This window comes from Massilia putida, assembly GCF_001941825.1.
GTDB classification, from domain to species: Bacteria; Pseudomonadota; Gammaproteobacteria; order Burkholderiales; family Burkholderiaceae_D; genus Telluria; species Telluria putida.
Genome location: NZ_CP019038.1, coordinates 2,888,723 through 2,912,428, shown reverse-complemented (window position 1 = coordinate 2,912,428; position 23,706 = coordinate 2,888,723). Strand labels below are relative to the sequence as shown.

At 68.1% G+C, this 23,706-nt stretch carries 17 protein-coding genes; 11 read left to right on the top strand and 6 right to left on the bottom strand.

Going from position 1 to position 23,706, the window contains the following annotated elements:
• Positions 1-129 precede the first annotated feature (129 nt).
• From BVG12_RS15170 to BVG12_RS15160, 3 genes are all read right to left on the bottom strand, one after another.
• Positions 130-1,407: a glucan 1,4-alpha-maltotetraohydrolase domain-containing protein gene (locus BVG12_RS15170; protein ID WP_075793126.1), complete on the bottom strand. Its 1,278-nt coding sequence runs from the start codon at positions 1,405-1,407 to the stop codon at positions 130-132.
• A 209-nt stretch (positions 1,408-1,616) separates the two neighbouring features.
• Positions 1,617-2,486 carry an NmrA family NAD(P)-binding protein gene (locus tag BVG12_RS15165; RefSeq protein ID WP_075793125.1) on the bottom strand — a complete coding sequence of 290 codons (870 nt, stop codon included), beginning with the start codon at positions 2,484-2,486 and terminating at the stop codon, positions 1,617-1,619.
• 97 nt (positions 2,487-2,583) lie between these two features.
• Complete coding sequence (locus tag BVG12_RS15160) at positions 2,584-3,423, bottom strand: phytanoyl-CoA dioxygenase family protein (protein ID WP_075793124.1); 840 nt, start codon at positions 3,421-3,423, stop codon at positions 2,584-2,586.
• Between the two features lie 156 nt (positions 3,424-3,579).
• Between BVG12_RS15160 and BVG12_RS15155 the strand changes: the two genes are divergently transcribed.
• The 6 genes from BVG12_RS15155 to urtE all read left to right on the top strand — a co-directional run bounded on the left by BVG12_RS15155 (position 3,580) and on the right by urtE (position 10,257).
• Complete coding sequence (locus tag BVG12_RS15155) at positions 3,580-4,689, top strand: porin (RefSeq protein ID WP_075793123.1); 1,110 nt, start codon at positions 3,580-3,582, stop codon at positions 4,687-4,689.
• A 24-nt stretch (positions 4,690-4,713) separates the two neighbouring features.
• A complete protein-coding gene (gene urtA, locus BVG12_RS15150) occupies positions 4,714-5,970 on the top strand; it encodes an urea ABC transporter substrate-binding protein (RefSeq protein WP_075793122.1) in 1,257 nt (418 codons plus the stop codon).
• A gap of 72 nt (positions 5,971-6,042) precedes the next feature.
• A complete protein-coding gene (gene urtB / locus BVG12_RS15145; RefSeq protein WP_075793121.1) occupies positions 6,043-7,650 on the top strand; it encodes an urea ABC transporter permease subunit UrtB in 1,608 nt (535 codons plus the stop codon).
• Entirely contained in the window at positions 7,647-8,771 is a 1,125-nt protein-coding gene (gene urtC / locus BVG12_RS15140) for an urea ABC transporter permease subunit UrtC (RefSeq protein ID WP_075793120.1), read from the top strand. Before urtB ends, urtC begins: the two co-directional genes overlap by 4 nt.
• On the top strand, positions 8,768-9,556 hold the full coding sequence (gene urtD, locus BVG12_RS15135) for an urea ABC transporter ATP-binding protein UrtD (protein WP_075793119.1): 789 nt from the start codon (positions 8,768-8,770) through the stop codon (positions 9,554-9,556). The genes urtC and urtD overlap by 4 nt, the downstream gene beginning before the upstream one ends.
• Positions 9,557-9,558: 2 nt before the next feature.
• Positions 9,559-10,257 carry an urea ABC transporter ATP-binding subunit UrtE gene (urtE, locus tag BVG12_RS15130; RefSeq protein WP_075793118.1) on the top strand — a complete coding sequence of 233 codons (699 nt, stop codon included), beginning with the start codon at positions 9,559-9,561 and terminating at the stop codon, positions 10,255-10,257.
• A gap of 3 nt (positions 10,258-10,260) precedes the next feature.
• Here urtE and BVG12_RS15125 read toward each other — a convergent pair whose 3' ends face one another.
• The 3 genes from BVG12_RS15125 to BVG12_RS15115 form a co-directional block, all read right to left on the bottom strand.
• Positions 10,261-11,178, bottom strand: coding sequence for a response regulator transcription factor (locus tag BVG12_RS15125; protein ID WP_075793117.1), 918 nt, complete (start codon positions 11,176-11,178; stop codon positions 10,261-10,263).
• Complete coding sequence (locus tag BVG12_RS15120) at positions 11,175-14,576, bottom strand: hybrid sensor histidine kinase/response regulator (protein WP_075793116.1); 3,402 nt, start codon at positions 14,574-14,576, stop codon at positions 11,175-11,177. The genes BVG12_RS15125 and BVG12_RS15120 overlap by 4 nt, the downstream gene beginning before the upstream one ends.
• A gap of 84 nt (positions 14,577-14,660) precedes the next feature.
• Positions 14,661-15,692 carry a M29 family metallopeptidase gene (locus BVG12_RS15115; protein WP_075793115.1) on the bottom strand — a complete coding sequence of 344 codons (1,032 nt, stop codon included), beginning with the start codon at positions 15,690-15,692 and terminating at the stop codon, positions 14,661-14,663.
• A 113-nt stretch (positions 15,693-15,805) separates the two neighbouring features.
• Here BVG12_RS15115 and BVG12_RS15110 point away from each other — a divergent pair, with 113 nt between their 5' ends.
• From BVG12_RS15110 to BVG12_RS15090, 5 genes are all read left to right on the top strand, one after another.
• Complete coding sequence (locus tag BVG12_RS15110; RefSeq protein WP_169926819.1) at positions 15,806-16,327, top strand: DUF3828 domain-containing protein; 522 nt, start codon at positions 15,806-15,808, stop codon at positions 16,325-16,327.
• Positions 16,328-16,462: 135 nt separating this feature from the next.
• Positions 16,463-17,959: a hypothetical protein gene (locus BVG12_RS15105; RefSeq protein ID WP_075793113.1), complete on the top strand. Its 1,497-nt coding sequence runs from the start codon at positions 16,463-16,465 to the stop codon at positions 17,957-17,959.
• Positions 17,956-19,446: a hypothetical protein gene (locus tag BVG12_RS15100; protein WP_229503888.1), complete on the top strand. Its 1,491-nt coding sequence runs from the start codon at positions 17,956-17,958 to the stop codon at positions 19,444-19,446. Before BVG12_RS15105 ends, BVG12_RS15100 begins: the two co-directional genes overlap by 4 nt.
• 5 nt (positions 19,447-19,451) lie before the next feature.
• On the top strand, positions 19,452-19,958 hold the full coding sequence (locus tag BVG12_RS15095) for a hypothetical protein (protein ID WP_229503887.1): 507 nt from the start codon (positions 19,452-19,454) through the stop codon (positions 19,956-19,958).
• Between the two features lie 18 nt (positions 19,959-19,976).
• The gene (locus BVG12_RS15090) at positions 19,977-23,702 is read left to right on the top strand and encodes a tubulin-like doman-containing protein (RefSeq protein WP_075793111.1); all 3,726 of its coding nucleotides are present in this window, start codon (positions 19,977-19,979) and stop codon (positions 23,700-23,702) included.
• Positions 23,703-23,706: the final 4 nt, after the last annotated feature.

The window sequence follows — 23,706 nt, the reverse complement described above, 5'->3', positions numbered from 1 at the left end:
AAAAATCGTCGCGAGCGGCAGCAGTGCCGTTTGAGAAGCGCAGCTGTACGAGCAGTCCAGCCGGTCCGCCGTAGCGGAGCATCGCAGAACGGCAATGCAACGCGTAGCAGGTTTTTCGACGTGTCCGTTTTACTTCATCCAGACGGCGTAGTTGTTGCCGGAGGTCTGCAAGGTCCAGCCGGTGCCCGGGCTCCAGCTGTTCGGGCCGATCTTCATGGCCAGCTGGTGCGTCGTGCCCGTGATGATGGCCGCGTACAGGCCCTGCGTCGCCTGCTGGATGGCGACGGCCGACGTCGACGTCACGCCCGCATTCTTGCGGGCCGCCATCAGCGCCGCGATCTGCGTCTTGAGGTTCCAGTTGTAGATGTGCGGGTAGAACACGGTCGGGATGCCCGGGTGCGACAGGATGTAGGCATAGCCTTCCATCACGGAGCCGCACGGCACCGGCCACAGGTTCTGGCCCGTGCCGCAGCTTTCGGCGGGGCCGGTGTCGTGGTTGTCGACGAAGGTCACCGACATCGCCGGCCACCAGCCGATGGCGCCCTGCGGCTTGCCGTCGGTCGCCTTCAGGCGCCAGTAATTGCCGTTGGCGAGGGCGTCGTTGAGGATGCCCTTGGTCGTGAAGTCGAACGCGCCGCAGCTGTTGCTGGTGCCGTTAATCCAGTTCATGATGGCCTGGCGGTTGGCGTCCAGATTGTTCAGGTCGAACGAATCCGGCCACATCTCGCCGACGCAGAAGTCGGGCGCGAACGCGTTCGCGTACTGGCCGACGTAGCTGGCGGAAAAGCCCTTCACGTAGTCGAAGCGCAGGCCCGAGAAGCCCACCGGTTTCAGCGTGTAATTGAGCCAGTTGATGATGCCGTTCTGGACCTCGCCCACGTTCGTGTGGTCCAGGTCGCGCCCGCCGGAAAAGCCCTGGCCCGTATCGGCCGCGCCCAGGCCGCAGTTGCATTCGTCATTGTTGACGATGGTGTAGGTGGTCCAGTTCGGGTTCGTGAAGTCGGACCAGCCCGTGGTGCCCACGCGGTGGTTGACGACGACGTCGACGATCGATTTCACCCCCTTGTTCTTGAACGCGGAAACGACGTTCGTCAGTTCGGCCGCGCTGCCGTAGCTGGAATCGAGCTTGTTCAGCTGGCGCGGCAGATAGCCTTCCTTGGCGCCGGAATCCGATGGCGGCGGGAACCACACGTGGGTGAATCCCATCGTGCTCAAGTCGCCGACATTGTTCAGCAAGGTGTTGTACCAGTCCGGGCCGGCATAACTGGCCGAGTTCCAGTGGAAACCCTGCAGGACGATGGCCGTGCTGCCGCCGGCCTGCTGGGTGGGCGTGGCCGCGTGGGTTGCGGCCGCCATGGACGTCATCATGCCCGCCGCCAGCAAGGCGACGATAGTGCTCTTCTTCATGCTTTTCCTCCGATGTGATACGGGTAAGGTCCCGGCGGGCAACGGAGGTCGTGCAAAAGTCCGCGTCAGCCAGGTACTTTTACTACGTATCGGGCCATCGTTTTGTGTATTTGTTGGGCCCGACGAGAGAGATTGTTGGCTATGCGAATTTTCATGTCAATGCAATTCGCATGGTGTGTGTAGTTTTAATACTATGCGCTTGTGCGGCATCAACCACCCCGGCGTTGCCCGACGACGTCCCGGATGAAGTCCCCGAGCGTCGTCGGACCGCGGACGGGCGTGTCCGGCCAACGGTCCTGCTCGTCCAGCACGGTGCCCGTCATGCAGGCATAGGAGCGCGCGGCCGCCGCGGAAAACCCGAGCTGGCGGTACGTTCGCTCCCAAGCGGGACGCGGGATCACCTCGACGTCGACGGGCCGGTCCAGCGCGTGCGCGAACGCGTCGGCGACGTCGCGCGGCGTGTACCGCCGCGGCCCCTCGATGTAGCAGATGGCAGCCTGGTCGCCGGGCTCCATCAGCCTGCGCGCGGCCGCTTCGCCCAGGTCGCCTGGTGCGACCATCGGGATGGCGACGTCCGCCGGAAAGAAACTCGGCAGCTTGCCGCGGTGGCGCACGGTATCGAGCATGTCGGCCCAGTTGCTCATGTAGTAGGCGCCGCGATTGACCGCGACCGGAACCGGCTGCGCCCGCAACTTCTCTTCGAACTCGAACAGCACGGTGAGATCGCCGCACGGCTCCCCGGGACGCGCGCCGAAGGTGGAGACCGCGACGGCCTTGCACAATCCGGAGCCCGTCACGGCGTCGACGATGGCCGCGGCGTTCGCCCGCTCGACGGCATCCGTGTCGGTGAACGGCGCGGCCGGCGGATTCAGGAGCAACGCGGTCGTGCCCGTGCGCAGGATCGCGCGCAGCGCCGGCACGTCGCGCACGTCGGCCACGGCGATTCTTGCGCCGGCATTCCTGAGGTCGGACGCGTGGCCGGAATTGCGCGTGACGACCGTGACGGGCTCGCCCCGCCGCAGCAGCGCGCGGACCGTGGCCGAGCCGACCCGTCCTGTTCCGCCGATGATGATGTGCATGTCGTTCTCCTTTCGTGGTCGCTGCGTGGGCGCTTGCGAAAGGGAAGATGGTACGGGGTGCTCCTGACAGGTTTTGTCAGGAGCGATGGTGCCTGGATCAGTCGAATCCCCGCACCGGCAAGTTCCCATCCCGCTGGATCCAGTTCCGCGGCGAATACGTGGTCCGCGCATCCGTCACGTGCAACGTGAACGCATGCCGCGATACCTTCGACCGATTCGGCGCGCTGTAATGCGGCAGCAGTCCGTGGAAGCAGACGAGGTCCCCGGCCTTCGCTTCGAGCGGCACGGCCGTGCTGTCGTCCGGCCACGGCGTGCTGTCCAGCTTTTCCATCGTGATGGCGTCGCCGTCGCGCAGGAAGCGTTCGCGCAGCGGGCCGCGGTGGCCGCCCGGTTCCACCCACAGGCAGCCGTTCTCGATGGTCGCATCTTCCAGCGCGAACCAGAACGTCGTCACGCTGATCGGCGTGGAATCGAAGAACGTCGCGTCCTGGTGCCAGCGCACCTCGCCGCCGATGCCCGGCTGCTTGAAGATGTACATCGACTGCCAGACCTGCGGCTGTTCGAGGCCGAGGCCGCGCGCGACGGCGGCCAGCTTCGCGTCGCGCGTAAAGGCTTGGAACACGGGGTCGAGGTCGTGCATCGCGTGGCCGATCTTGTTGATCGACAGGGCCTTGGCCTGTTTCAGCTGGCCGTCGGGGCCGAAGGCTTCCTCTTCGAAGAAGCAGCGGATCGTGTTGTCCGAGCCGAGGAACCAGGCGTCGGAGGCGGCCGCCTGGTCGCGCGTCGTGAAGACGGCGCGCGATTCCGCCGGGTCGAACGCGTCGACGATCTCGCCGGCGCGGGCGCGCAGGCGTGCGATCTCGCTCTCTGACTTGAAATCCGGGATGACGATGTAGCCGTCGCGCTGGTATTGGTCGCGTTGTTCGGTCGTGAGCATGGTGTCCTTTCTCCTTTTTCGACACATCTTAAAACAGGATCACGGCGGCGGTGGCAACCGCCGTACCGCAAATGCGACTACGTAACCTGACGTATGTTCCTGCGGCCGTCCGCTGGCGATGATGTCCACACGACAACCACGCATCGGAGGACAAGAATGGCGTCACTAGGGAACCAGGCCGCACTGATCGCACTGATCGGGATCGCGGGCAGTTTAGCCGCACTGGAAGCGCGGGCCGGCGCGACCGTGAACATCGGGCCGGACCAGTCGGTGAGCGTGGGCTTCGGCATGCGCACCAGTTATACGAACGCCGAACACGGTGCGCCGGACGGCTCGCGGTCGAACGACTTCCACCTGGACAGCGCCCGCATCTATCTAGGCGCGTCGTTGAACCAGCAGGTCAAGGGCATGTTCAACACCGAGTGGGACGGCGACAAGATCCGCGTGCTGGATGCCGCCGGGCAGTTCGCCTTCTCTCCCGAGCTGAACGTCTGGGCCGGGCGCCTGCTGTCGCCGAGCGACCGCGCCAACATGGCCGGGCCGTACTATTCGCTGGGCGGCGGCTACTGGGCCGGCGTGGCGTCGCGCTACGGCTATAACGGCGGCATCTTCCGCGGCCGCGACGACGGTGCCGTCGTGTGGGGCAACCTGCTGGACGGGAAGCTCGGCTACTCCATCGGCGCGTTCGAGGGCCACACTTTCGGCATCGGCTCGCTCACGCAGAACGAGGCGAAGGCCGCCGGCGTCAAGGCATCCGACAAGCCGATGGTCGCGGGCCGCCTGCAGTACGACTTCTGGGACGCCGAGCCGGGCTACTACGGCACCGGCAACTACCTGGGCACCAAGGACATCCTCGCCATCGGCCTCGCGGCGCGCACGCAGAAGGACGGCGTGCTTCTGCCCACCGCCGTCGGCGACTACCGCTCGTGGAACATCGACTTCCTGCTCGAGAAGCGCTTGTCCGGCGCGGGCGCCGTGTCGCTGGAAGGCGCGTGGTACGACTACGACACGGACAACGTCGTCAAGTCCGAACAGGGCAGGGCGTGGCTGGTGGGTGTCGGCTACATCGTCAACCGCCTGCAGCCGTTTGTGCGCTACCAGAAGTTCGCGGCCGATACCGGCATCGACACGCGCCAGGGCGACGTCGGCGTCAACTACATCATCGACGGGTACAACGCCCAGCTGGCGGCGCTGTATTCGCGCACCAAGATGACTGGCACGGCCGACCAGTCGAAATTCTCCGTCACCCTCCAGCTCCAGTACTGATCAACCACTCATCGCGAGGCAACCATGTCCACCCGTCGCAACTTCATTTCGTCCCTCACCCGCGTGGCCGCCGGCGCCGCCCTGCTGGCGAGCGGCCTGTCCGCCCACGCCGCCGACACGATCAAGGTCGGCATCCTGCACTCGCTGTCCGGCACGATGGCGATTTCCGAGACGTCGCTGAAAGACGTCGCCCTGATGGCCATCGACGAGATCAACGCCAAGGGCGGCGTCCTCGGCAAGAAGATCGAGCCCGTCGTCGTCGACCCGGCGTCGAACTGGCCCCTGTTCGCGGAAAAGGCGCGCCAGCTGATCGCGAAGGACCACGTCGTCGCCATCTTCGGCTGCTGGACGTCGGTGTCGCGCAAGTCCGTGCTGCCCGTCGTGAAGGAGCTCAACGGCCTGCTGTACTACCCCGTGCAGTACGAAGGCGAGGAACTCGAGAAAAACGTGTTCTACACGGGCGCCGCGCCGAACCAGCAGGCGATTCCCGCCGTCGAATACCTGATGAGCAAGGACGGCGGCGGTGCCAAGCGCTTCGTGCTGCTCGGGACCGACTACGTGTATCCGCGCACGACCAACAAGATCCTGCGCGCCTACCTGCACAGCAAGGGCGTGAAGGACGACGACATCAAGGAGTTGTACACGCCGTTCGGCCACGCCGACTACCAGACCATCGTCGCCGACATCAAGAAGTTCTCGGCCGGCGGCAAGACGGCCGTCATCTCGACCATCAACGGCGACTCCAACGTCCCGTTCTACAAGGAGCTGGGCAACGCGGGCCTGAAGGCGACGGACGTGCCGGTCGTGGCGTTCTCCGTCGGCGAGGAAGAGCTGCGCGGCGTCGACACGAAGCCGCTGATCGGCCACCTGGCGGCCTGGAACTACTTCGAATCCGTCAAGAACCCGACCAACGCCGACTTCGTCAAGAAGTGGAAGGCGTACGCCGCGGCCAAGCATCTGCCGAACGCCGCGACGGCCGTCACCAACGACCCGATGGAAGCGACCTATGTCGGCATCCACATGTGGGCGCAGGCCGTCGAGAAGGCGAAATCGACCGACACCGACAAGGTCATCGCGGCGATGGGCGGCCAGACCTACAAGGCGCCGTCCGGCTACACGCTCGTGATGGATCCGACCAATCACCACCTGCACAAGCCGGTGATGATCGGCGAGATCAAGGGCGACGGCCAGTTCTCCGTCGTCTGGAAGAGCAAGGAGGCGATCCGCGCGCAGCCGTGGAGCCCGTACATCAAGGGTAACGAGGGCAAGCAGAACCTCTAGGGTCGCCCCCGCATTCAAAAGCCGTCGTTCCCGCGAAAGCGGGAGCGGCGTGTTGATTTGACTGGATATGCCATGAAGCCCACTTTCAAACACCTGCTGGCCGCGCTGGCGCTGTGCCTGCCCGCGCTGGCGCACGCCGCCATTGACCCGGCCCTGCTGCAGCCGCTCGCGGGAGACGATCCCGATGCCCGCGTCGCCGCCGTCGCCCGCATCGCGGCGACGGGCAGCCTCGATGCGCGCCGCGTGCTGCAGGCGCTGCTGGACGACGAGCTGGCCGCGACGCCATCCGGCCAGGTCCTGATCGTCCACGACGGCAGCGCGCTGGATGCCGCCACCGGCGCGGCGCTGCCCGTGCCCGACGGCGTGGACGGCATCGTCGTCAACAACCGCCTGCGCGGCGCCGTGCAGGCCGCGCTGTCGGGCCTGTCGCTGCTCGCGCCCGCGCGCGATGAGCGGCTCGCCGCCGTGCGCGCGCTGCAGGCGCAGGATGCCGATCCGGCCCAGGCCCCGCTGCTACGCCAGGCGCTCGCGCGCGAAACGGATGCGGACATCCAAGTCGCGCTGCGCCGGCTCGTCGCGCGCGCCGACCTGGGCTCGCCCGACCCGGCCCGCCGTCTGGCGGCCGTGGCGTCGCTCGCCGACAGCGGCGATGCGGCCCTGCGTCCGCAACTGCAAGCGATGCTGGCGCGGAATCCGGACGGCAGCCATGTCGAATCCGATGCCGCCCTGCGCGCCGCCGCCGGGGTGGCGCTGCGGGCGATCGACCGGCGCGGCACCCGCAACGACATCATCGGCAACCTGTTCTACGGCGTGTCGCTGGGCAGCGTGCTGCTGTTGGCCGCGCTGGGCCTGGCCATCACGTTCGGCCTGATGGGCATCATCAACATGGCGCACGGCGAGCTGCTCATGATCGGCGCGTACACGACGTACGTGTGCCAGTCGCTGTTCCGCCACTACCTGCCCGGCGCCGCCGACTGGTACCTCGCCGCCGCGCTACCGGCCGCGTTCCTCGTCGCGTTCGCGGTCGGGGTGGGGCTGGAGCGCAGCGTGATCCGCTGGCTGTACGGGCGCCCGCTGGAAACGCTGCTCGCCACCTGGGGCATCAGCCTGATGCTCATGCAGGCCGTGCGCACCGTGTTCGGCGCGCAGAACGTCGAGGTCGCGAATCCGGCCTGGATGTCGGGCGGCGTGACGGTGCTCGGCTCCCTGGTCCTGCCGTACAACCGCATCGCCATCATCGTGTTCGCCGCGATCGTCGTGGCGGCCGTGTGGCTGGTGCTGAACCGCACGCGTCTCGGGCTGTTCGTGCGCGCCGTCATGCAGAACCGGCGCATGGCCGATTGCGTGGGCGTGCCGACCGGCCGCATCGACATGATGACGTTCGGCCTCGGGTCCGGCATCGCGGGCCTCGGCGGCGTGGCGCTGTCGCAGCTCGGCAACGTCGGACCGGACCTCGGCCAGTCATACATCGTCGACTCGTTCATGGTCGTCGTGCTGGGCGGCGTCGGCCAGCTGGCGGGGACCGTGCTGGGGGCACTGGGCCTCGGCGAGATCAACAAATTCCTGGAGCCGCTGGCGGGCGCCGTCATGGCCAAGATCTGCATCCTGGTCTTCATCATCGTCTTCATCCAGCGCCGCCCGCAGGGCCTGTTCGCGCTGAAGGGCAGGAGCGTCGAATGAACCGTACCTCATCGCTATTCCCGCGCCGCGCGTGGGCCGTGCTGGCCGCGTGCACGCTCGCCGCGATCCTGCTGCCCGTGCTGCACCTGGCGTTTCCGGACGGGCATCCGCTGCACGTCTCCGGCTATGCGCTGGGCCTCGTCGGCAAGTTCATGTGCTACGCGCTGGCGGCGCTGGCGCTGGACCTCGTGTGGGGCTATACGGGCATCCTGTCGCTGGGCCACGGCGCGTTCTTCGCGCTGGGCGCCTACGCCCATGGCATGTATCTGATGCGCGCGATCGGCCGCGACGGCAGCTACGGCAGCGTGCTGCCCGACTTCATGGTCTTCCTCGACTGGAAGGACTATCCGTGGTACTGGGCGTTCACGGACCGGTTCTGGTATTGCATGCTCCTCGTCGTGCTGGTGCCCGGCCTGCTGGCGTTCGTGTTCGGCTGGTTCGCGTTCCGCTCGCGCATCAAGGGCGTGTACTTCTCCATCATCACGCAAGCCATGACCTACGCCTGCATGCTGCTGTTCTTCCGCAACGACACCGGCTTCGGCGGCAACAACGGCTTCACGGACTTCAAGCGCATCCTGGGCCACCCGATCACGGCACCCGGCACGCGCGTCGTGCTGTACCTGGCCACGCTGGCGCTGCTCGCCGGCGCGCTGCTGCTGTGCCGCTGGATCGTTCGCTCGAAGCTGGGCCGCGTGCTGCAGGGCGTGCGCGACGCGGAATCGCGCCTGATGTTCATCGGCTACGACCCGCTCGCGTTCAAGCTGTTCGTGTGGACCTTGTCCGCCGTGCTGTGCGCCATCGCCGGCGCGCTGTACGTGCCGCAGGTCGGCATCATCAATCCGTCCGAGATGTCGCCGGCGAACTCGATCGAGATGGTCGTCTGGGTGGCGATCGGCGGCCGCGGCACGCTCGTCGGTCCCATCCTCGGCGCGTTCGCCGTGAATGGCCTGAAAAGCTGGTTCACGGCGGCGTTCCCCGACCTGTGGCTGTTCGCACTGGGCTTGCTGTTCATCCTCGTGACGCTGTTCATGCGGCGCGGGATACTCGGTACGCTGCCGGCCATCGCACGCATCCTGCCGGGCCGCCGGGCGGCCGTGGCAACGAAGGAGGAAACGGCATGAGCACAGGCGTGACCATGAAGCGCGACGGCGTCGACACGCGCCACGGCGCCGTCCTGTACCTGGACGACGTCACCGTCTCGTTCGACGGCTTCCGCGCGCTGAACAAGTTGACCCTGGACATCTCGGTCGGCGAACTGCGTTGCATCATCGGCCCGAACGGCGCGGGCAAGACGACGATGATGGATGTCATCACGGGCAAGACCCGGCCGACGTCCGGCAGCGCCTTCTTCGGCCAGACCTTCGACCTGGCGAAGATGACGGAATACGAGATCGCCCACGCGGGCATCGGCCGCAAGTTCCAGCGCCCGACCGTGTTCGAGCAGCACACGGTGTTCGAGAACCTGGAACTGGCGATGAAGATGGACAAGCGCGTGCGCCCGACCCTGTTCGCGCGCCTGACGTCCGAACAGGAGGACCGCATCGCCGCGATCCTGCGCCTGATCCGCCTGCACGGTCACGAGGACCGGCTGGCCGGGTTGCTGTCGCACGGCCAGAAGCAGTGGCTCGAGATCGGCATGCTGCTGATGCAGGAACCGCAGCTGATTTTGCTGGACGAGCCGGTCGCGGGGATGTCCGACGCGGAGACGGCACGCACGGCGGAGCTGCTGAACGAATTGCGCGGCAAGCATTCGATCATGGTCGTCGAGCACGATATGGGTTTCGTGGCCGAGATCGCGCAGCAGGGCAAGGTCACCGTGCTGCACGAGGGATCGGTGCTGGCCGAGGGCCGCATGGACGACGTGCAGGCCATCGATCGCGTCATCGAAGTCTATCTGGGGAGGTAAGCATGCTGCAGGTCGAACACCTGAACCAGTACTACGGCTCGTCGCACACGCTGCGCGGCGTGTCGCTGACGGTGGGAAAGGGGCAGTGCATGGCCCTGCTGGGCCGCAACGGCGTGGGCAAGACCACGCTGCTCAAATGCCTGATGGGCGTGCTGCCCGTCGCCCGCGGCACCGTCACGTGGAACGGGCGCGACATCACGCGCATGAAACCGCACCGTCGTGCCGCGGGCGGCATCGCCTACGTGCCGCAGGGCCGCGACATCTTCGCGCGCCTGACGGTCGAGGAAAACCTCATGATGGGGATGGCCACCTTGTCCGGCCGCGAAGCGTCACGGATCAGCGGCGAGGTCTACGAACTGTTTCCCGTGCTGAAGGAGATGCTGGGCCGGCGCGGCGGCGACCTGTCGGGCGGCCAGCAACAGCAGCTGGCCATCGCCCGCGCGCTGCTGCAGCGGCCCGCGCTGATCATCCTCGACGAGCCGACCGAGGGCATCCAGCCGTCCATCATCAAGGACATCGAACGTGTGATCCGGCTGCTGCGCGGGCGCGGGGACATCGGCATCCTGCTGTGCGAGCAGTATTTCGATTTCGCGCGGGCGCTGGCGGACAGGTTCGTCGTGCTGTCGCGCGGCGAAGTGGTCGCGAGCGGGACGGCGGACGAGATGGATGGTGAGCACGTCAGGCGTCACCTGGCCGTGTGAGGCCTACGCCGCGCGGATCCGGTTCGTCGCCAACGTCGCCGCGGCCGTCCGCGTCTCCACGCCGAGCTTCTCGAACACGTGCTCGAGGTGCTTGTTCACCGTGCGCGGACTCATGCCGAGGATGTCGCCGATGTCGCGGTTGGTCTTGCCCTGGATGACCCAGTGCAGCACCTCCGACTCGCGCTGCGTCAGCCGGAACAGGGCCATCAGCGCCTGTACGCGCGCCGTGTCCGATTCCTCGCGCAGCGCGATCATCCATTGTTCGGGCGAGCGCACGTCGGTCGCCGTGAAGATCAGGCGCGCCGCGCCGCGGATCACGGCCAGCGGCTGCGCGGCCGCCGTCGCCAGCCAGGCCGCCAGTTGAGGCGGCGTGCCTTTGATGCCGTCGTCGTCCGCACCGAAGTAGCGCTGCATCCACTGGCGCGCCAGCGGCGTTTGCCAGACGATGCGGCCGTCGTGCGGCGTCACCGCCAGCACGGCGTTGCCGAACGCGTCCAGCGCGCTGCGCGCCTGGTTCATCAGCCGCGCCGTCTGCAGGTGGGACGCGATCCGCGCCAGCACCTCGCTCTGGCGCACGGGCTTCGTCACGTAGTCCGTGCCGCCCGCGTCGAACGCGGCGACCACGTGTTCGGTCTCCGTCAGGCCCGTCATGAAGACGACGGGGATGGCGCGCGTGGCGATGTCGGCGCGCAGCCGACGGCAGACTTCGAAACCGTCCATGCCGGGCATGACGGCGTCGAGCAGGATCACGTCGGGCACGACCTGGCGCACGCGTTCGAGCGCGGCGGCGCCGTTGTTCGCGACGAGTACTGTATAGCCGGATTCGTCCAGCGCGTCGTGCAGCACGGCGAGGTTTTCCGGCACATCGTCCACGATCAGGACCACCTGGGCGGCATGGCGGTCGAAGGGTTTGTCGTTCATGGCGTTCCTTGTTCGAGGAAGGCCGACATCGCTTCCAGGTCGAAGCGCGCGGCGAACTTGCGCAGGATGTCGGCGAAGGGGCCGTATTGCGGGTCGAGCGCGGCGATGGCGTCGAGCTGGCGGGTGATGCCCCGCACATAGCCCAGCGCCAGCTGTTCGCGCAGCGCGGCCAGCTGCGCGGCGGGCGGGAAGCGCAGCGCGGGCCCGTCGAGCGCCGGCGCGGGCGCGCCCTGCATCACCCAGTCGAGGCAGAGCCGGGCGCCGATCCGTTCCAGCAGCTCGCCCACGTTGACGGGCTTGACGATGAAGTCTTCCGGTGCGATGCCGGCCGGGTTCTCGAGTCCCTTGTCGTAGGCGTTGGCGGACACGATCAGGATCGGCACGTCCGAGCCCAGTTCGCGGCGCAGGATGCGGCTCGCTTCCCAGCCGTCCATCACGGGCATCGCGAGGTCCATCAGGATCAGGTGCGGCTCGGCGCGCACGTAGCGGGCTATGCATTCGGCGCCCGTCTCGGCCTGTATCGTGTCGAAGCCGAGCGGCGCCAGGATGTTCACCAGCAGTTCACGGTCGTTCCGCTCGTTGTCCACGACGAGGATGCGGCGGCGCGGACCCGCATAGCCGGCCGGCGCGAAGGCGGGAACGGCTTGCGCGCGCGCCGGCGCATGCACGCGCGGCAGCTGCAGGCGCACCTTGAACGTGCTGCCGATGCCGGGCGTCGTGTCGACCGCCAGCTGCCCGCCCATCAACTGCACGAGCATGCGGCTGATGGGCAGGCCCAGGCCGGTGCCACCCGCGCCCGGGCTGCCGCCGGCGCTGCCGCGCACGAACGGCTCGAAGATCTTTTCGATCTCGTCGGACAGGATGCCGGGACCGCTGTCCTGGACGTCGAACGACGCCATCTCGCGCGCGTAACGCACGCGCAGCACGACCTCGCCGCGCGCCGTGAACTTGACGGCGTTGCCGAGGATGTTCATCAGGATCTGGCCGAGCCGCTTGCGGTCGGCGCGCACGCAGTCGGGCAGCGGGCCGTCGACCTCGTAGCGGAACGCCAGGCCTTTGTCGCGCGCCTGCTGCTCGAACATGCGGACGATCTGGCCAAGGAAGTCGGGGAAGGCGAGCGTGCGGATGTCGAAACTGAACTTGCCGCCCTCGATGCGGGCGATGTCGAGCGAGCCTTCGATCAGCGACAGCAGGTGCTCGCCGCTGCTCCGGATCACGCGGATCGCCTGCCGGCGCGGTTCGGGAATCGTCGCGTCGTTGTCGAGCAGCTGGGCGTAGCCGAGGATGCTGTTCAGCGGCGTGCGGATCTCGTGGCTGATGGCGGCGATGTAGCGGCTCTTGGCCTGGTTGGCCTGGTCGGCCTGGCGCTTGGCCTGCTGCAGCTGGGCGTCCGTGCGGCCGTGCAGCTCGATCTCGCGCTGCAGGAGGCTCGTCTGGCGGTTCGATTCCTCCTGCGCCACGCGCCGGCTCTCGCTCGTCAGCACGAGCCACCACGCGACGATGCCGCTGGCCAGCACGAGTGCGCCGAAGACCTTCACGAACGTCAGGCGCAGCGCGTCCACCAGGACGGGGCTGGCCGCGGCGCCGAGCGCGCCCCGTTCGTGCACGTACAGCAGGGCGAGCAGGCCGCCGAGAAATGACGCCGTCGTCAGCATCAGCAGCAGGTAGTGGCCCAGGCGGCTCGTCATGTAGGGCCACATCGACGCGGGCAGCAGCGTCTTCGCCGCCGATTCCCACTGCTGCGCGAAGCGCGCGTGCGGCTTGCAGGCGTCGCCGCAGCGCGCGTCGAGACAGCAGCACAGGGAGCAGATCGGCCCCTGGTAGGCCGGGCAGTGCGCCATGTCGTCGGTCTCGTATTCCTTTTCGCAGATGCAGCAGGTCTGCGTGCGCGCCGAGGCCGGCGAGCCCGCGACCGGGCGCGCGAGATAGTATTTGCCGCGCGTGGCCCAGGCGATCAGCGGCGCGGCAAGCAGCGCCGTCGCCAATGCGATGAAGGCGGAAAACGCGCGGGCGCGCGCGCCGAACAGGCCGGCGAAGGCGGCGATCGACAAGGTCGACGCGAGCAGCATCGCGCCCACGCCGACCGGGTTGATGTCGTACAGGTAGGCGCGGCGGAACTCGATCCCTTTGGGCGAAAGACCCAGCGGCTTGTTGATCACGAGGTCGGCCACGACGGCCGTGATCCACGCGATCGCGACGTTCGAGTACAGGCCGAGCACCTGCTCCAGCGCCTGGAACACGTCCAGCTCCATCAGCAGCACGGCGATCAGCGCATTGAACACGGCCCAGACGACGCGTCCCGGGTGGCTGTGCGTGAGGCGGGCAAAGAAGTTCGACCACGCCAGCGAGCCGGCATACGCGTTCGTCATGTTGATCTTGACCTGCGAGACGATGACGAACAGCGCCGTCGCCGCCACGGCCAGGCTGCCGCCGCCGAACACCTGGAGAAAACCGGCGAGGTACATCTGGTTCGGGTTGGCGGCCTGCGCGAGCGTGGCGCCGCCCTCGATCGCGAGCAGCGCCAGCAGCGCGCCGCCCAGCATCTTCGCCATGCCGAGCACGATCCAGCCCGGGCCGGCCGCCAGTACGCCCAGGTGCCAGCGCACGCGGTTGGCCGGCGTCTTTTCGGGCATGAAGCGCAGGAAGTCGACCTGTTCGCCGATCTGCGTGATGAGCGCGACGCCGACCGCGGTGGCGGCGCCGAACTGCAGGATGTCGAAACCGTGCGTGCCGGGCTGGCCGGCGAAATGCCCCAGTTGCGCGATCAGGTCCGGCTGCCTGGCGGCGATGGCGGCGAAGGGCAGCGCGAGCAGCACGAGCCAGACCGGCTGGGTGAGCATCTGGATGCGGCTCACGAGCGTCACGCCGTGCGTCACGAGCGGGATCACGGCGAGCGCGCTGACGAGGTAGCCGACATACAGCGGCAGCCCGAAGTACAGCTCCAGCGCATAGGCCATGATGGCCGCTTCCAGCGCGAACAGGATGAACGTGAACGACGCGTAGACGAACGAGGAGATCGTCGAGCCGATGTAGCCGAAGCCGGCGCCGCGCGTGAGCAGGTCCATGTCGACGCCGTGGTGGGCGGCGTAGTAGCTGATCGGCAGGCCGGTGGCGAAGATGATCAGGCCGATGGCGACGATGGCCCAGAACGCGTTCTCGAAGCCGTAGTTGACGGCGATCGTGCCGCCGATCGCTTCCAGCACGAGGAAGGAAATGGCGCCGAACGCCGTGTTCGCGACGCGGAACACGGACCATTTGCGGAACGAGCGCGGCGTGAAGCGCAGCGCATAATCCTCGATGGTTTCGTCGGCGACCCATGTGTTGTAGTCGCGCCGGATCTTGACGATCCTGAGGGGCGGTTCGGTGTCGCGGGCCGGGGGCGGGGTGGCGGTGTCCATGCCAAAAACTTAAGCAAGATCCGGGCCCGCTACCCGGCCGGAATCAGCCGGGTAGGGTGGGCACCCCGTGCCGACGCGTAACGCTCAGAGGGTCCACGCCCCGTCCGCGTACACGCGCTCGTCGTCCAGGTACACGGCGTCCGTCACGACGAACACGTCGATGTGATAGCGCGCGTCCTTGCGCTTGAAGCCCGGCTTGGCGTACACGCCATGCTTGGCGCCCAGCGACAAATGGATGCCGCACATGCGCTCGTAGGTGCCGATGTCGTCCACGCGGCGCTCGCGCGTGAAGGCGCGGTTCATGCCGAAGCCCAGTTCGCGCACCCACACTTCGCCTTCGTCGCGGCGGATGATGTCCAGCACTTCCCGGAAAGCGGGCGTGGCGTTCTCCGCGCCGACGACGCGTCCCTTGTCGATGACCAGCGTGATGGGCGCCTCCGGCCGGTTGACGAGGTACGAGGTGTCGCCGAACACGTGCACCTGCGCGCGGCCGCCGACGGCTTCCAGGTCCCGCGCTTCCGTGAACACCTCGCCGATCGGGAATTGGCCGCCCACGTTGTTCATGGCGCTGTAGTCGCCCACGTTCAGCTTCGCGCTTTCCAGCGGCGAAGCGAATGTCAGCACGTCGCCGCCGCCATGCACCTCGGCGCGGCGGGCGCGGTCGATGCGCGCCTTCAGCGCGTGGCCGACGCCGCGGAAATAGGCGGGATCGTAGGCCAGCGCTTCGATGTAGTGCTCGCCCTGCGTGCCCGGCATGCGCGACAGGTGCACGTGCTCGATCACCTTCAGGCCCAGCTTGAACAGTTCCACGCGCAGGCGGAAGCCGTCCAGGCGGAAGTTCGTCGACTGCACGAGCACGACGAGATCCTGCGGCGCCAGCGTGCGGAACGCCGCGAGCACATCGCCAGGTGCGACGGTGTCGAAGTCGATGAACGTCGCCTCGGGCAGGTTGCGGCGGTAAGCCTCGGCGAGGCCGCCGGCCAGCGCGGTGCGGGTATCGAAGACGACCAGCGCACGCCGCTCGCGGGTGTGTTCGAGCGCGATCGCGAGCACGTCGCGCAGGTGCGCGGTGGCGGCGGCGATGGCGGCGGCGGGCAGGGTGTCGAAGGACGTCATGGCGCGGATCGATAGGGAGGACAACCCGACATTATACGTCGACCGTGCGCTTGCGGCAGCGCAGGGTCCGATTGGCCGGAATGCCGCACAGTCTGATTGTCAGGAGTGCCATCATGTTGATTCATAAAGGAAATTTTCTCAAACTTACTTTGGCCGGACTGCTGCTGGCCGGTCTCGCGGGACCGCTGCCGGCGGCGCCCTCCCGCGCCACGCCGGCCACGGCGGCCATCCGCGCGCCGGAGGCCGTCGCCGCGGAATTCTATGACTGGTACCTGCAGACGCTGGACGCCGACCAGGATCCCCTCAGCGACCGCTACGACCGCCTGAATGCCTACGTCGCCAGGCCCCTCGTCGACCAGTTGCTGCAACGCCTGCGGGAGCAAAAGGCGGCGGGCGACTACTTCCTGCAGTCGTCCCGCATCCAGGCCGCATGGCTGCGCGGACGCGTTCAGGCCGTCACGCTGCGGCGGCAGGCCCGCGCGGCGGATGTCCTCGTCACGCTCGATCGCGACGGCGACGCGAAGCACGAGCTGGTGCTCACGATGGTGCTGGATAACGGCATCTGGAAGGTCCGCCAGGTGAACCGCGCGGCACTCGATGCGACCGAAAGTTCCCCTTCTCGCGCCGTAATTTGATCCCTGAAGCACAGCCACACGCTATTCCGTGAACAGCGCGCCGTCGGCTTGATCCCGGCGCTATGATTCCAAAACGATAACGGCCCCAGGTTTGCGTGGGCCGCGATCCCTTTTGACGAATCGACGGTGGAGCGCATGGCATACCGATGGGAAACGCCGACCAGCGTCTGGCTGGAGGATGAACACAGCGGGCAGTTCGAACTGGCGTCCAGCGACGGGCTGGGCCGGATCGACTGGCAGGCGCAGGCGCGCGGCCGCCTGGCCGATTGCGCGCACCTGCTCGGCGCGTCTCTGCCGCTGTCGTGCGACCACGCGGCCATCTATCCCGAGGGGTTCGCCTTCTGTCCCACGTGCGGCCGGCCGCTCGAACGCCTGGGCGCCGCGCAGGAGCGGCGGCCCGACTGGTGGGGGCCGTATGCGGACGCGCTGCTGCCCCGCCACGTGCCGCATGGCCTGCCCGTGACGTCGCTGGCGCTGGGCGACAGCCTCGAGGAACGGCCGCCCGCGCCCGAGGTCGGCCGCTTCGACGCCGCGATGCCGCCGCCGCCGAACGCCCACTGCGTGTTCGCAGCCGCCACCTACGGCTTTCCCGAACAGCGCCTGCTCGCCCTCGCGCCGGGGCGCGGCGTGCTGCAGTACTGGGATCCGCTGGCCGAAGTCTGGCACGTGATGATGCCCGAAGAGGGCGCGGCCGATCTCGCGTTCGGCGCGTCCGACTACGGCTGGCTGCCCACGTCGTTGCTGCAGGTGCCCGCGCGCCGCGGCGACGTGGCGCTCGTGCCCACCGCGCGCGGCCTGTACCGGCTCGCCATCAATCCCGTCAGCGAGACGTGCCGCACGGAAGCCGTGCTGGCCGCGCCCATCGTCGCCGCGCCCGGCCTGATGCGGCGCCAGCTGGGCGTCCTGGTGCGCAATCCGGGCGGCACGCTGGGCCTGTGCGCGCTCGGCGCCGACTTGTCCCCGGGGCCGCAATCCGATTGCGGTGCGCTGCCGCTGACCGGCTGGACGCGCCCCATCGGCTACGACGGTCAGCTGTTCTGGCTGCACGGCGAGGGCCAGCTGGTGTGGCGTCCGGGCGAAGCGCCGCGCTGGCTCGCGTGGCCGGACACGTGGCTGCCCAGCCTCGATCTCGGCGGCCCGACGTTGAGCCGCGACGGCCGCATGTGGCTGATCGGGCACGACGGCCAGTCCTACTCCTTCCTCGAGCTGGGCGTGGAGCGCCCGCAGCGCGAGCCGATCGACGGCGCGCGCCTCGGCTTCGCGAACCTGCTGTTCCGGCGCGGCCATCCCGTCGTCGACGAGCCGTGGTCCGGCGAGCACGTCGAGGACCAGCACGAGGACGATTCCCTCGTCCTGCCGCTGCTGCGCAGCTTCAACAACAACCGCAGCCAGCCCAGCGGGCTCGTGCTGCGCTTCCACAAATACACCGGCCGCGCCGAAGAGGCGCTGGCCAACCGCGTGATCGCCCGCACCACGGTGGAGTGGATCGGCCGGCGCAACGTGATCCTGGACGAAGTGGCGCGCCTCGCGCGGCCGCTGGAGTGCGTGCCCTTCGTCTACGCCAACCGCCTGTGGCTGCACCACCCAGACTGGAACCGGATCCGCGGCTGGAATTTGGACGCGCCGACGTGAGGGCCGCACGCCTCTTCGGCTTTGTCCTGGGCCTGTGCGCGCTGTTCATGCTGCGTTCCGCCTGGGCCGTGCCGCAGGTCGTGCTCGTGCAGAACTCCGGCTGGATGGAGCCGTTCTACACCGACCCGCATTCGCAATTCAAGCCGCTGGTGGCGGCGCTGGCCGGCAGCGTCGCGCAGCCGGGCGACGCGCTCGTGCTGGCCGCGTTCAACCAGTCGCTGCCGGGCGCGCCGTCGCCGCGGGCGCTGTTGTCCGAGCAGGTGACGAATGCGACGCCCACGCACGTGCAGGCCGCGCTGGCGGGGCTGGACACGGCGAAGAAGCCCGGCGGTGCCGCGCTGGCCGACACGGACCTGGGCGAGGCCGTCGAGACGACCATCAGCCGCGTGCTGGACGGGAAGGGCGGGCTCGTCTGGCTCGTGACGAACAACCGCAACAGCCCCAACAACGACCAGGCGACCGCCCAGCGCAACCGCGAATTCTATGCACTGATCCACAAAGGGGCCGCCATCACGAAGGCGCTCGCGTTCCCGCTGCGGATGCCGGTCCAGGGCCAGCATTATCGCGCCAACGGCCTGATGGTCTACGTGTTCGCCGTCGGGCAGGACGGCGCGCGCGCCCTCGACGCGCTACTCGCGGCGGGACGCGTCCAGCGCGTGATCACGGAACCGCCCGCGCGCCTGAAACCGCTCGACCGCGACACGGTGCGCCTCGTGTCGCGCAAGGTCGAGAATGCGCCCGGCGTCGAGTTCTCGATGGATGCGGCGGGCCGCCTGCGCGCGGACGTCGCACCCGATGCGCGCACGCCCAGCGCCACGATCCTGTGGCAGCTGGAGAACACGATGTACCCGTACACGATCGCCGGCGCGGCCCTCTCCGCGCGTTCCATGCTCGGCGGCGAGAACCGCCCGATTCTGCTCCGCACGAACACCGTGACGCGGCTGGCGCCCGGCCGCGCGGAACCGCTGACGTCGACCGTGCAGCTGCCCGTGGCGCAGCTGCCGGGCAAGTGGTCGCTGGCGGCATTGAAGTCGGCCGGCTCCGCGTACGTGCTGCCGGGCCGGATCGAACTGCATCTGCAGGGGCAGAAGCTGGAGCTGTCGCAGGCGTTCCGCGAGCGCATGGCGGCGCTGTTCCCGGGCGATCCGCTGCCGGACATCTTCACGCCGCCGGCCGACATCCAGGCGTCGACGGCCGTGCTGCCCGTCGAGGTGCACGTGCACTACGGCGCCGGTCCGCTCGTGGCGCTCCTCGGCGGCGGCCTGGCGCTGCTGGCCGCCGCGGCGGGCGCCGTCTATGCCTACGGACGGCCGCGCAAGGTGCAGCTCGTCGTGGAAGACGAACTGCGCACCGTGCACACGCGCGCCGGGGCCACGCAACCGATCTACGACAAGGCGGGCAACGAAGTCGCCCGCCTGAAGACAACCTTGTTCGGCCACCAGTTGCTCGACCTGCGCGAAGGCGCGCAGGTGCGGCTCGGCCGATGAACCCGATGGAACCCACCATGCAGAACGCCCAGACCAAACCGAGCCAGCCAGCGAGCCAGCCCGCCCCCGACACCGCCAATACCGACCCCGGGTTCAAGCTGCCCGGCCAGGCCGCGACCACGCCGCAGGACGGCTTGCCGAAGACGATGCCCGACACCGCGACGCAACCGGTCGAGATCGCGCCCGGCGGCGCCACCAACACGAGCGCGGCGCCGCTGCGCGACACGGCCGGGCGCGACATGGCGATCGGCGCCGTGGCCTTCGTCGTCCTGCTGGTGATTTACTTTTTTGTGCGTAACGCGTACGTGCACCACCTCGTCGTCAAGCGCGTGGCGCCGTCGTCCGCGGGCAGCGCGGGCTGGCTGCTGTTCGTCGGCATGGGCTTCCTGTCCGCCGCCGTCGTGCTGGCCATCGTCAACGCGAGCAAATACCTGACCCCGGCGATCACCGGACCGCTGGTCGTCGTCGGCGTCGTCACGCTGGTCGCGGCCTTCTTCGTCGGCCGCCGCTGACTTTTCACAGAGAACACCATGGCAGATTTTCCCGATCCCGCATCCCTCGGCAACAAAGCAGAGTTAAAGGTCGACCTGCGGCCCACGCTGTTCATCGGCGCCGGCGGCACCGGCATGGAAGTCATGATGCGCATCCGCCGCCGCATCCTCGCGGCCGTGTGGAACCGCCGCCATCCGACCCGCGTCGAATCCATCGCCGACTTCCCGGTCGCGCGTTTTCTCCACTTCGACCTCGACGCGAACGCCGTCATCGACGAAGGCAAGTCGCAGCGCACGGACCCGTGGTTCGAGCTCGTCAAGCTCTCGGATGAAGAACGCCTCGTCGAACCGCTCGACCTGCCGCAATACCACGAGTCGGACGACAGCCTGGCGAGGTTCCCGCTGATCGAAAACTGGATGCCGCTGCGCCCGAAAAAACTGCGCTCGCTGGGCATCGATCCGTCCAAGGGCGCGGGCCAGATCCGCGCGCTCGCGCGGCTGTACCTGTTCGACAAATACCCCAAGCTGCGCGGCCGCATCAAGGGCGCGCTGAATTTCTTGAGCAGTAACGCGGGCATCGAGCGCAAGGAGAATTACCAGCGCCTCGGCCTGCAGGTCGATACGTCGAAATTCCGCATCGTCGTCATCGCGTCGAACGCCGGCGGCACGGGCGCGGGCAGCGCCATCGACCTGGGCTGGATCGCCAAGGCCGTCGCGCGCCAGGAAGTGTCGGACAGCCAGGTCGACCTCGTGATGTTCCTGCCGTCCGGCTACGCGAAGGCGAACAAGGAGCGCACGGAGGCGAACGCGTACGCCACCCTGATGGAGCTGGAGACGAGCATGCGCGACATGAACGCGCGAGTGCAGTGGATGGAGCCGGACAGCATCGTCGGCCGCGGCACGCCGTTCGACGACGTCTATTTCGTCGACACCGCCAACCTCGCGAACAAGGCCACGCAGGACGTCAAGGACGTCTACCAGATGGTGGCGGACACGCTGTTCGAGGACTTCGCGTCGGCCGACTTCGCCAACCGCAAGCGCTCCGTCGCGGTCAACCAGCAGCAACACAAGCTGGGGCCCTACAACCCGCGCGTGCCGGAGCAGCGCTTCGGCGACATGCGCCTGTCGTACTCGAAGGTGTATTCGGCGTTCGGCCAGGCCGTGCTCGACACGCAGCAAAGCCTGCGCGAAGACATCCGCGCCTACGAGCTGGCGGCGCTGATGGTGAAGGCGTTCTTCGGCCTTGTCGCCGCCGACGGCACGGCCGCGCGGCGCGCGACGGACCAGGAACGGGACGCCTTCATGCGCGAGCAGATGGGCATGGCCGAGCACCCGTTCACGGAATTCCCCGACTTCCGCAAGGGCACCGTCGACGTCACGCCGTTCCCGGAATATGCGCTGACGGACATGCTCCTGCTGGACAAGGACCAGCGCTCGCTGCTGGAACGGGTCGAGAGCAAGGTACAGCTGGAGATGGACCGCATCATGGCCTCGTACGACCTGAAGCTCTGGCGCGAGAAGGTCGTCGAGCTGCTGCCGAACCTGGAGCGCGACGCCATCCGCGAAGCCGGCGCCACGGCCGAGACGAGCGAGGACCGCATCAAGCGGCATACGGGCGAACTGCTCGCCCAGCTGCGCCTGAATGTGCGCGGGCGGCTGTACATGCTGCTGGACGACCGCAAGCAGGGCGGCCTCGAATTCGTGCTGTCGCTGCTGGAGCAGGTCAAGGCGCGGCTGGCGCAGCGCGACCTGGCCAGCGTCCAGCGCAACGGCAAGCGTTACCGCGACGTGCGCGACGCGCTGCGCACGCGCCAGGTCGAGGAATCGCTGAACAACCTGACGCAGGCCGCGGGCCGGCTGTTCGGCAAGGATGCCCAGGCGCGCGAGATCATGAATCACCTCAAGCGCGACATCGCCGACTACCTGCGCTTCCACCTGCTGGCCGTCGCGGCGGGACAATCCGTCGAGGTGATGCAAAGCCTGTCGAGTTGGCTGGGCGAACCGCAGGCGCCGGACGAACATGGACAAGTGCGCTGGAGCGGCGTCGCGGGTGAATTCCAGGAAGGACGGAGGAACGTGGGGGCGATGCTGGCGGCGGTCGACCAGCGCATCGGGCAGCTCCGCGCCGACGCGCGCCAGGAGCATGCCACCTACATCAAGCTCGCGAGCGACGTGCTGCCGGAACCCGTGCGCCTGACGGGCGACGTGAGCGCGTGGAGCGAAGAGGTGCTGCTGGAATTCGGCGGCTCCGCGCGCCTGTTCCCGCAGCTGGGCGACGAGAGATTGCGTGCCGACCTGCTGCTGAAACTGTTCCGGCGCGCGCAGCTGCAGCTGTCCGGCGAGCAGGCCGTGGCCGAGCTGCCCGATCCGCTCGTGGAGCGCCTCGGTGCGATGTCGCCCCAGGAGCGCCACCGCATCTTCTCCGAGTGGATCAAGAGCGCCATGCCGTGGATTAACGCACGCTTCTCGGCCGAGTTCACGCCCAGCGCCGACCAGTTCAAATGCTTCATCGGCGTGGGCGATCCGGCCGCATGGCGCCGGCTGGAGCCGGAGATCCGCGCCGCCGTGCCCACCGGCTTCTTCCACGGCGACCTCGTCTCCGTCGTGAACACGGGCGTGCCGGGACGGGCCGTGTGCTACATCGAATTGTCCGGCTATCCGATGACGGTGCTGCGCGGCCTGCCGACGTGGCGCGCCAGCTACCAGATCGAGAACCCGAAGATCCCCACGCACCTGCATTTCGATTCGACGCGTTTCCGCCATCCGATCTCGCCATCGATGGACGAGCTGAACCGCCTGGCCGACGACTATGAATTCTTCCTCGCCGCGATCGCGCTGGGCGTGCTGCGCCGCAAGCACGACGCGGGGGACCGCGAGACCGCGTTTCAGCCGCGCGGGCAATACCTGTTCGAGGTCGAGCCGGGATCGGGCGAGTGGCTCCAGATCGGCAACGAGTACGCGATCCGTTCGAACGGCCTGCCCGCGTACTACCGCGAGCAGGTGATCGCGGCGACGCGCCAGCGCCTGGCCGCGATGGGCCCGCACCAGCTGGCGTTGCTGGCCGCGCTGATGCGCCACTACCAGCTGCGCGTGTACGAACCGAAGCTGGAAGTGGACGAGACGGGCGCCCAGTTGCCGTCGCCGTCGCTGCCGTACATCACGGCGCGGCGGCTGTACGACCAGTGGATGCGGCGCGCCGTCGCCATCGATCCGCAGCTGTCGCCGGCGCAGGTGGAAGCGGCGCTGGCGCAGCTGGATACGTGGACGGAAGTCGTGCCTGATTCGGCATCCGATGCGTACGCGTGGGAAGTGGAGCGCCCGGCCGACAAGCGCGTGATCCGGCCCGAGTTCCTGTCCGCCGACGCGCGCGCCGCGCAGGCGCTGGAACGGCGGGCAGCCTCGCCGGTGATGCCGTCGGCGCAGTATGCGCCGGCCGCGCCTGCCGTCGTCGCCCCCACGCCGGGCGCGTCGGACGCGGTGCCGGGACCGAGCCTCGGCCCGTCCGCGTACGTCGTCGGCGCGACGCCCATCGGCGCGCGCTACAAGCTGTTCGTCGGTGGCGTGCAGCGTGGACCGTTCGCGCTGGAGGAGGTCGTGCAGCAGCTGACGCGCGGCGAGATCGAGCCAGGCACGCGCATCTGGAACATGCAGTGGAATCCGCGCATCGATAAATGGAAGCTGGTGGCCGAGATCCCGGAAGTGATGACGGCCGTCGATACCGCGATTCCCGATCCGGACGACGACGGCGTCCCGGATCCGGAATAAGGAC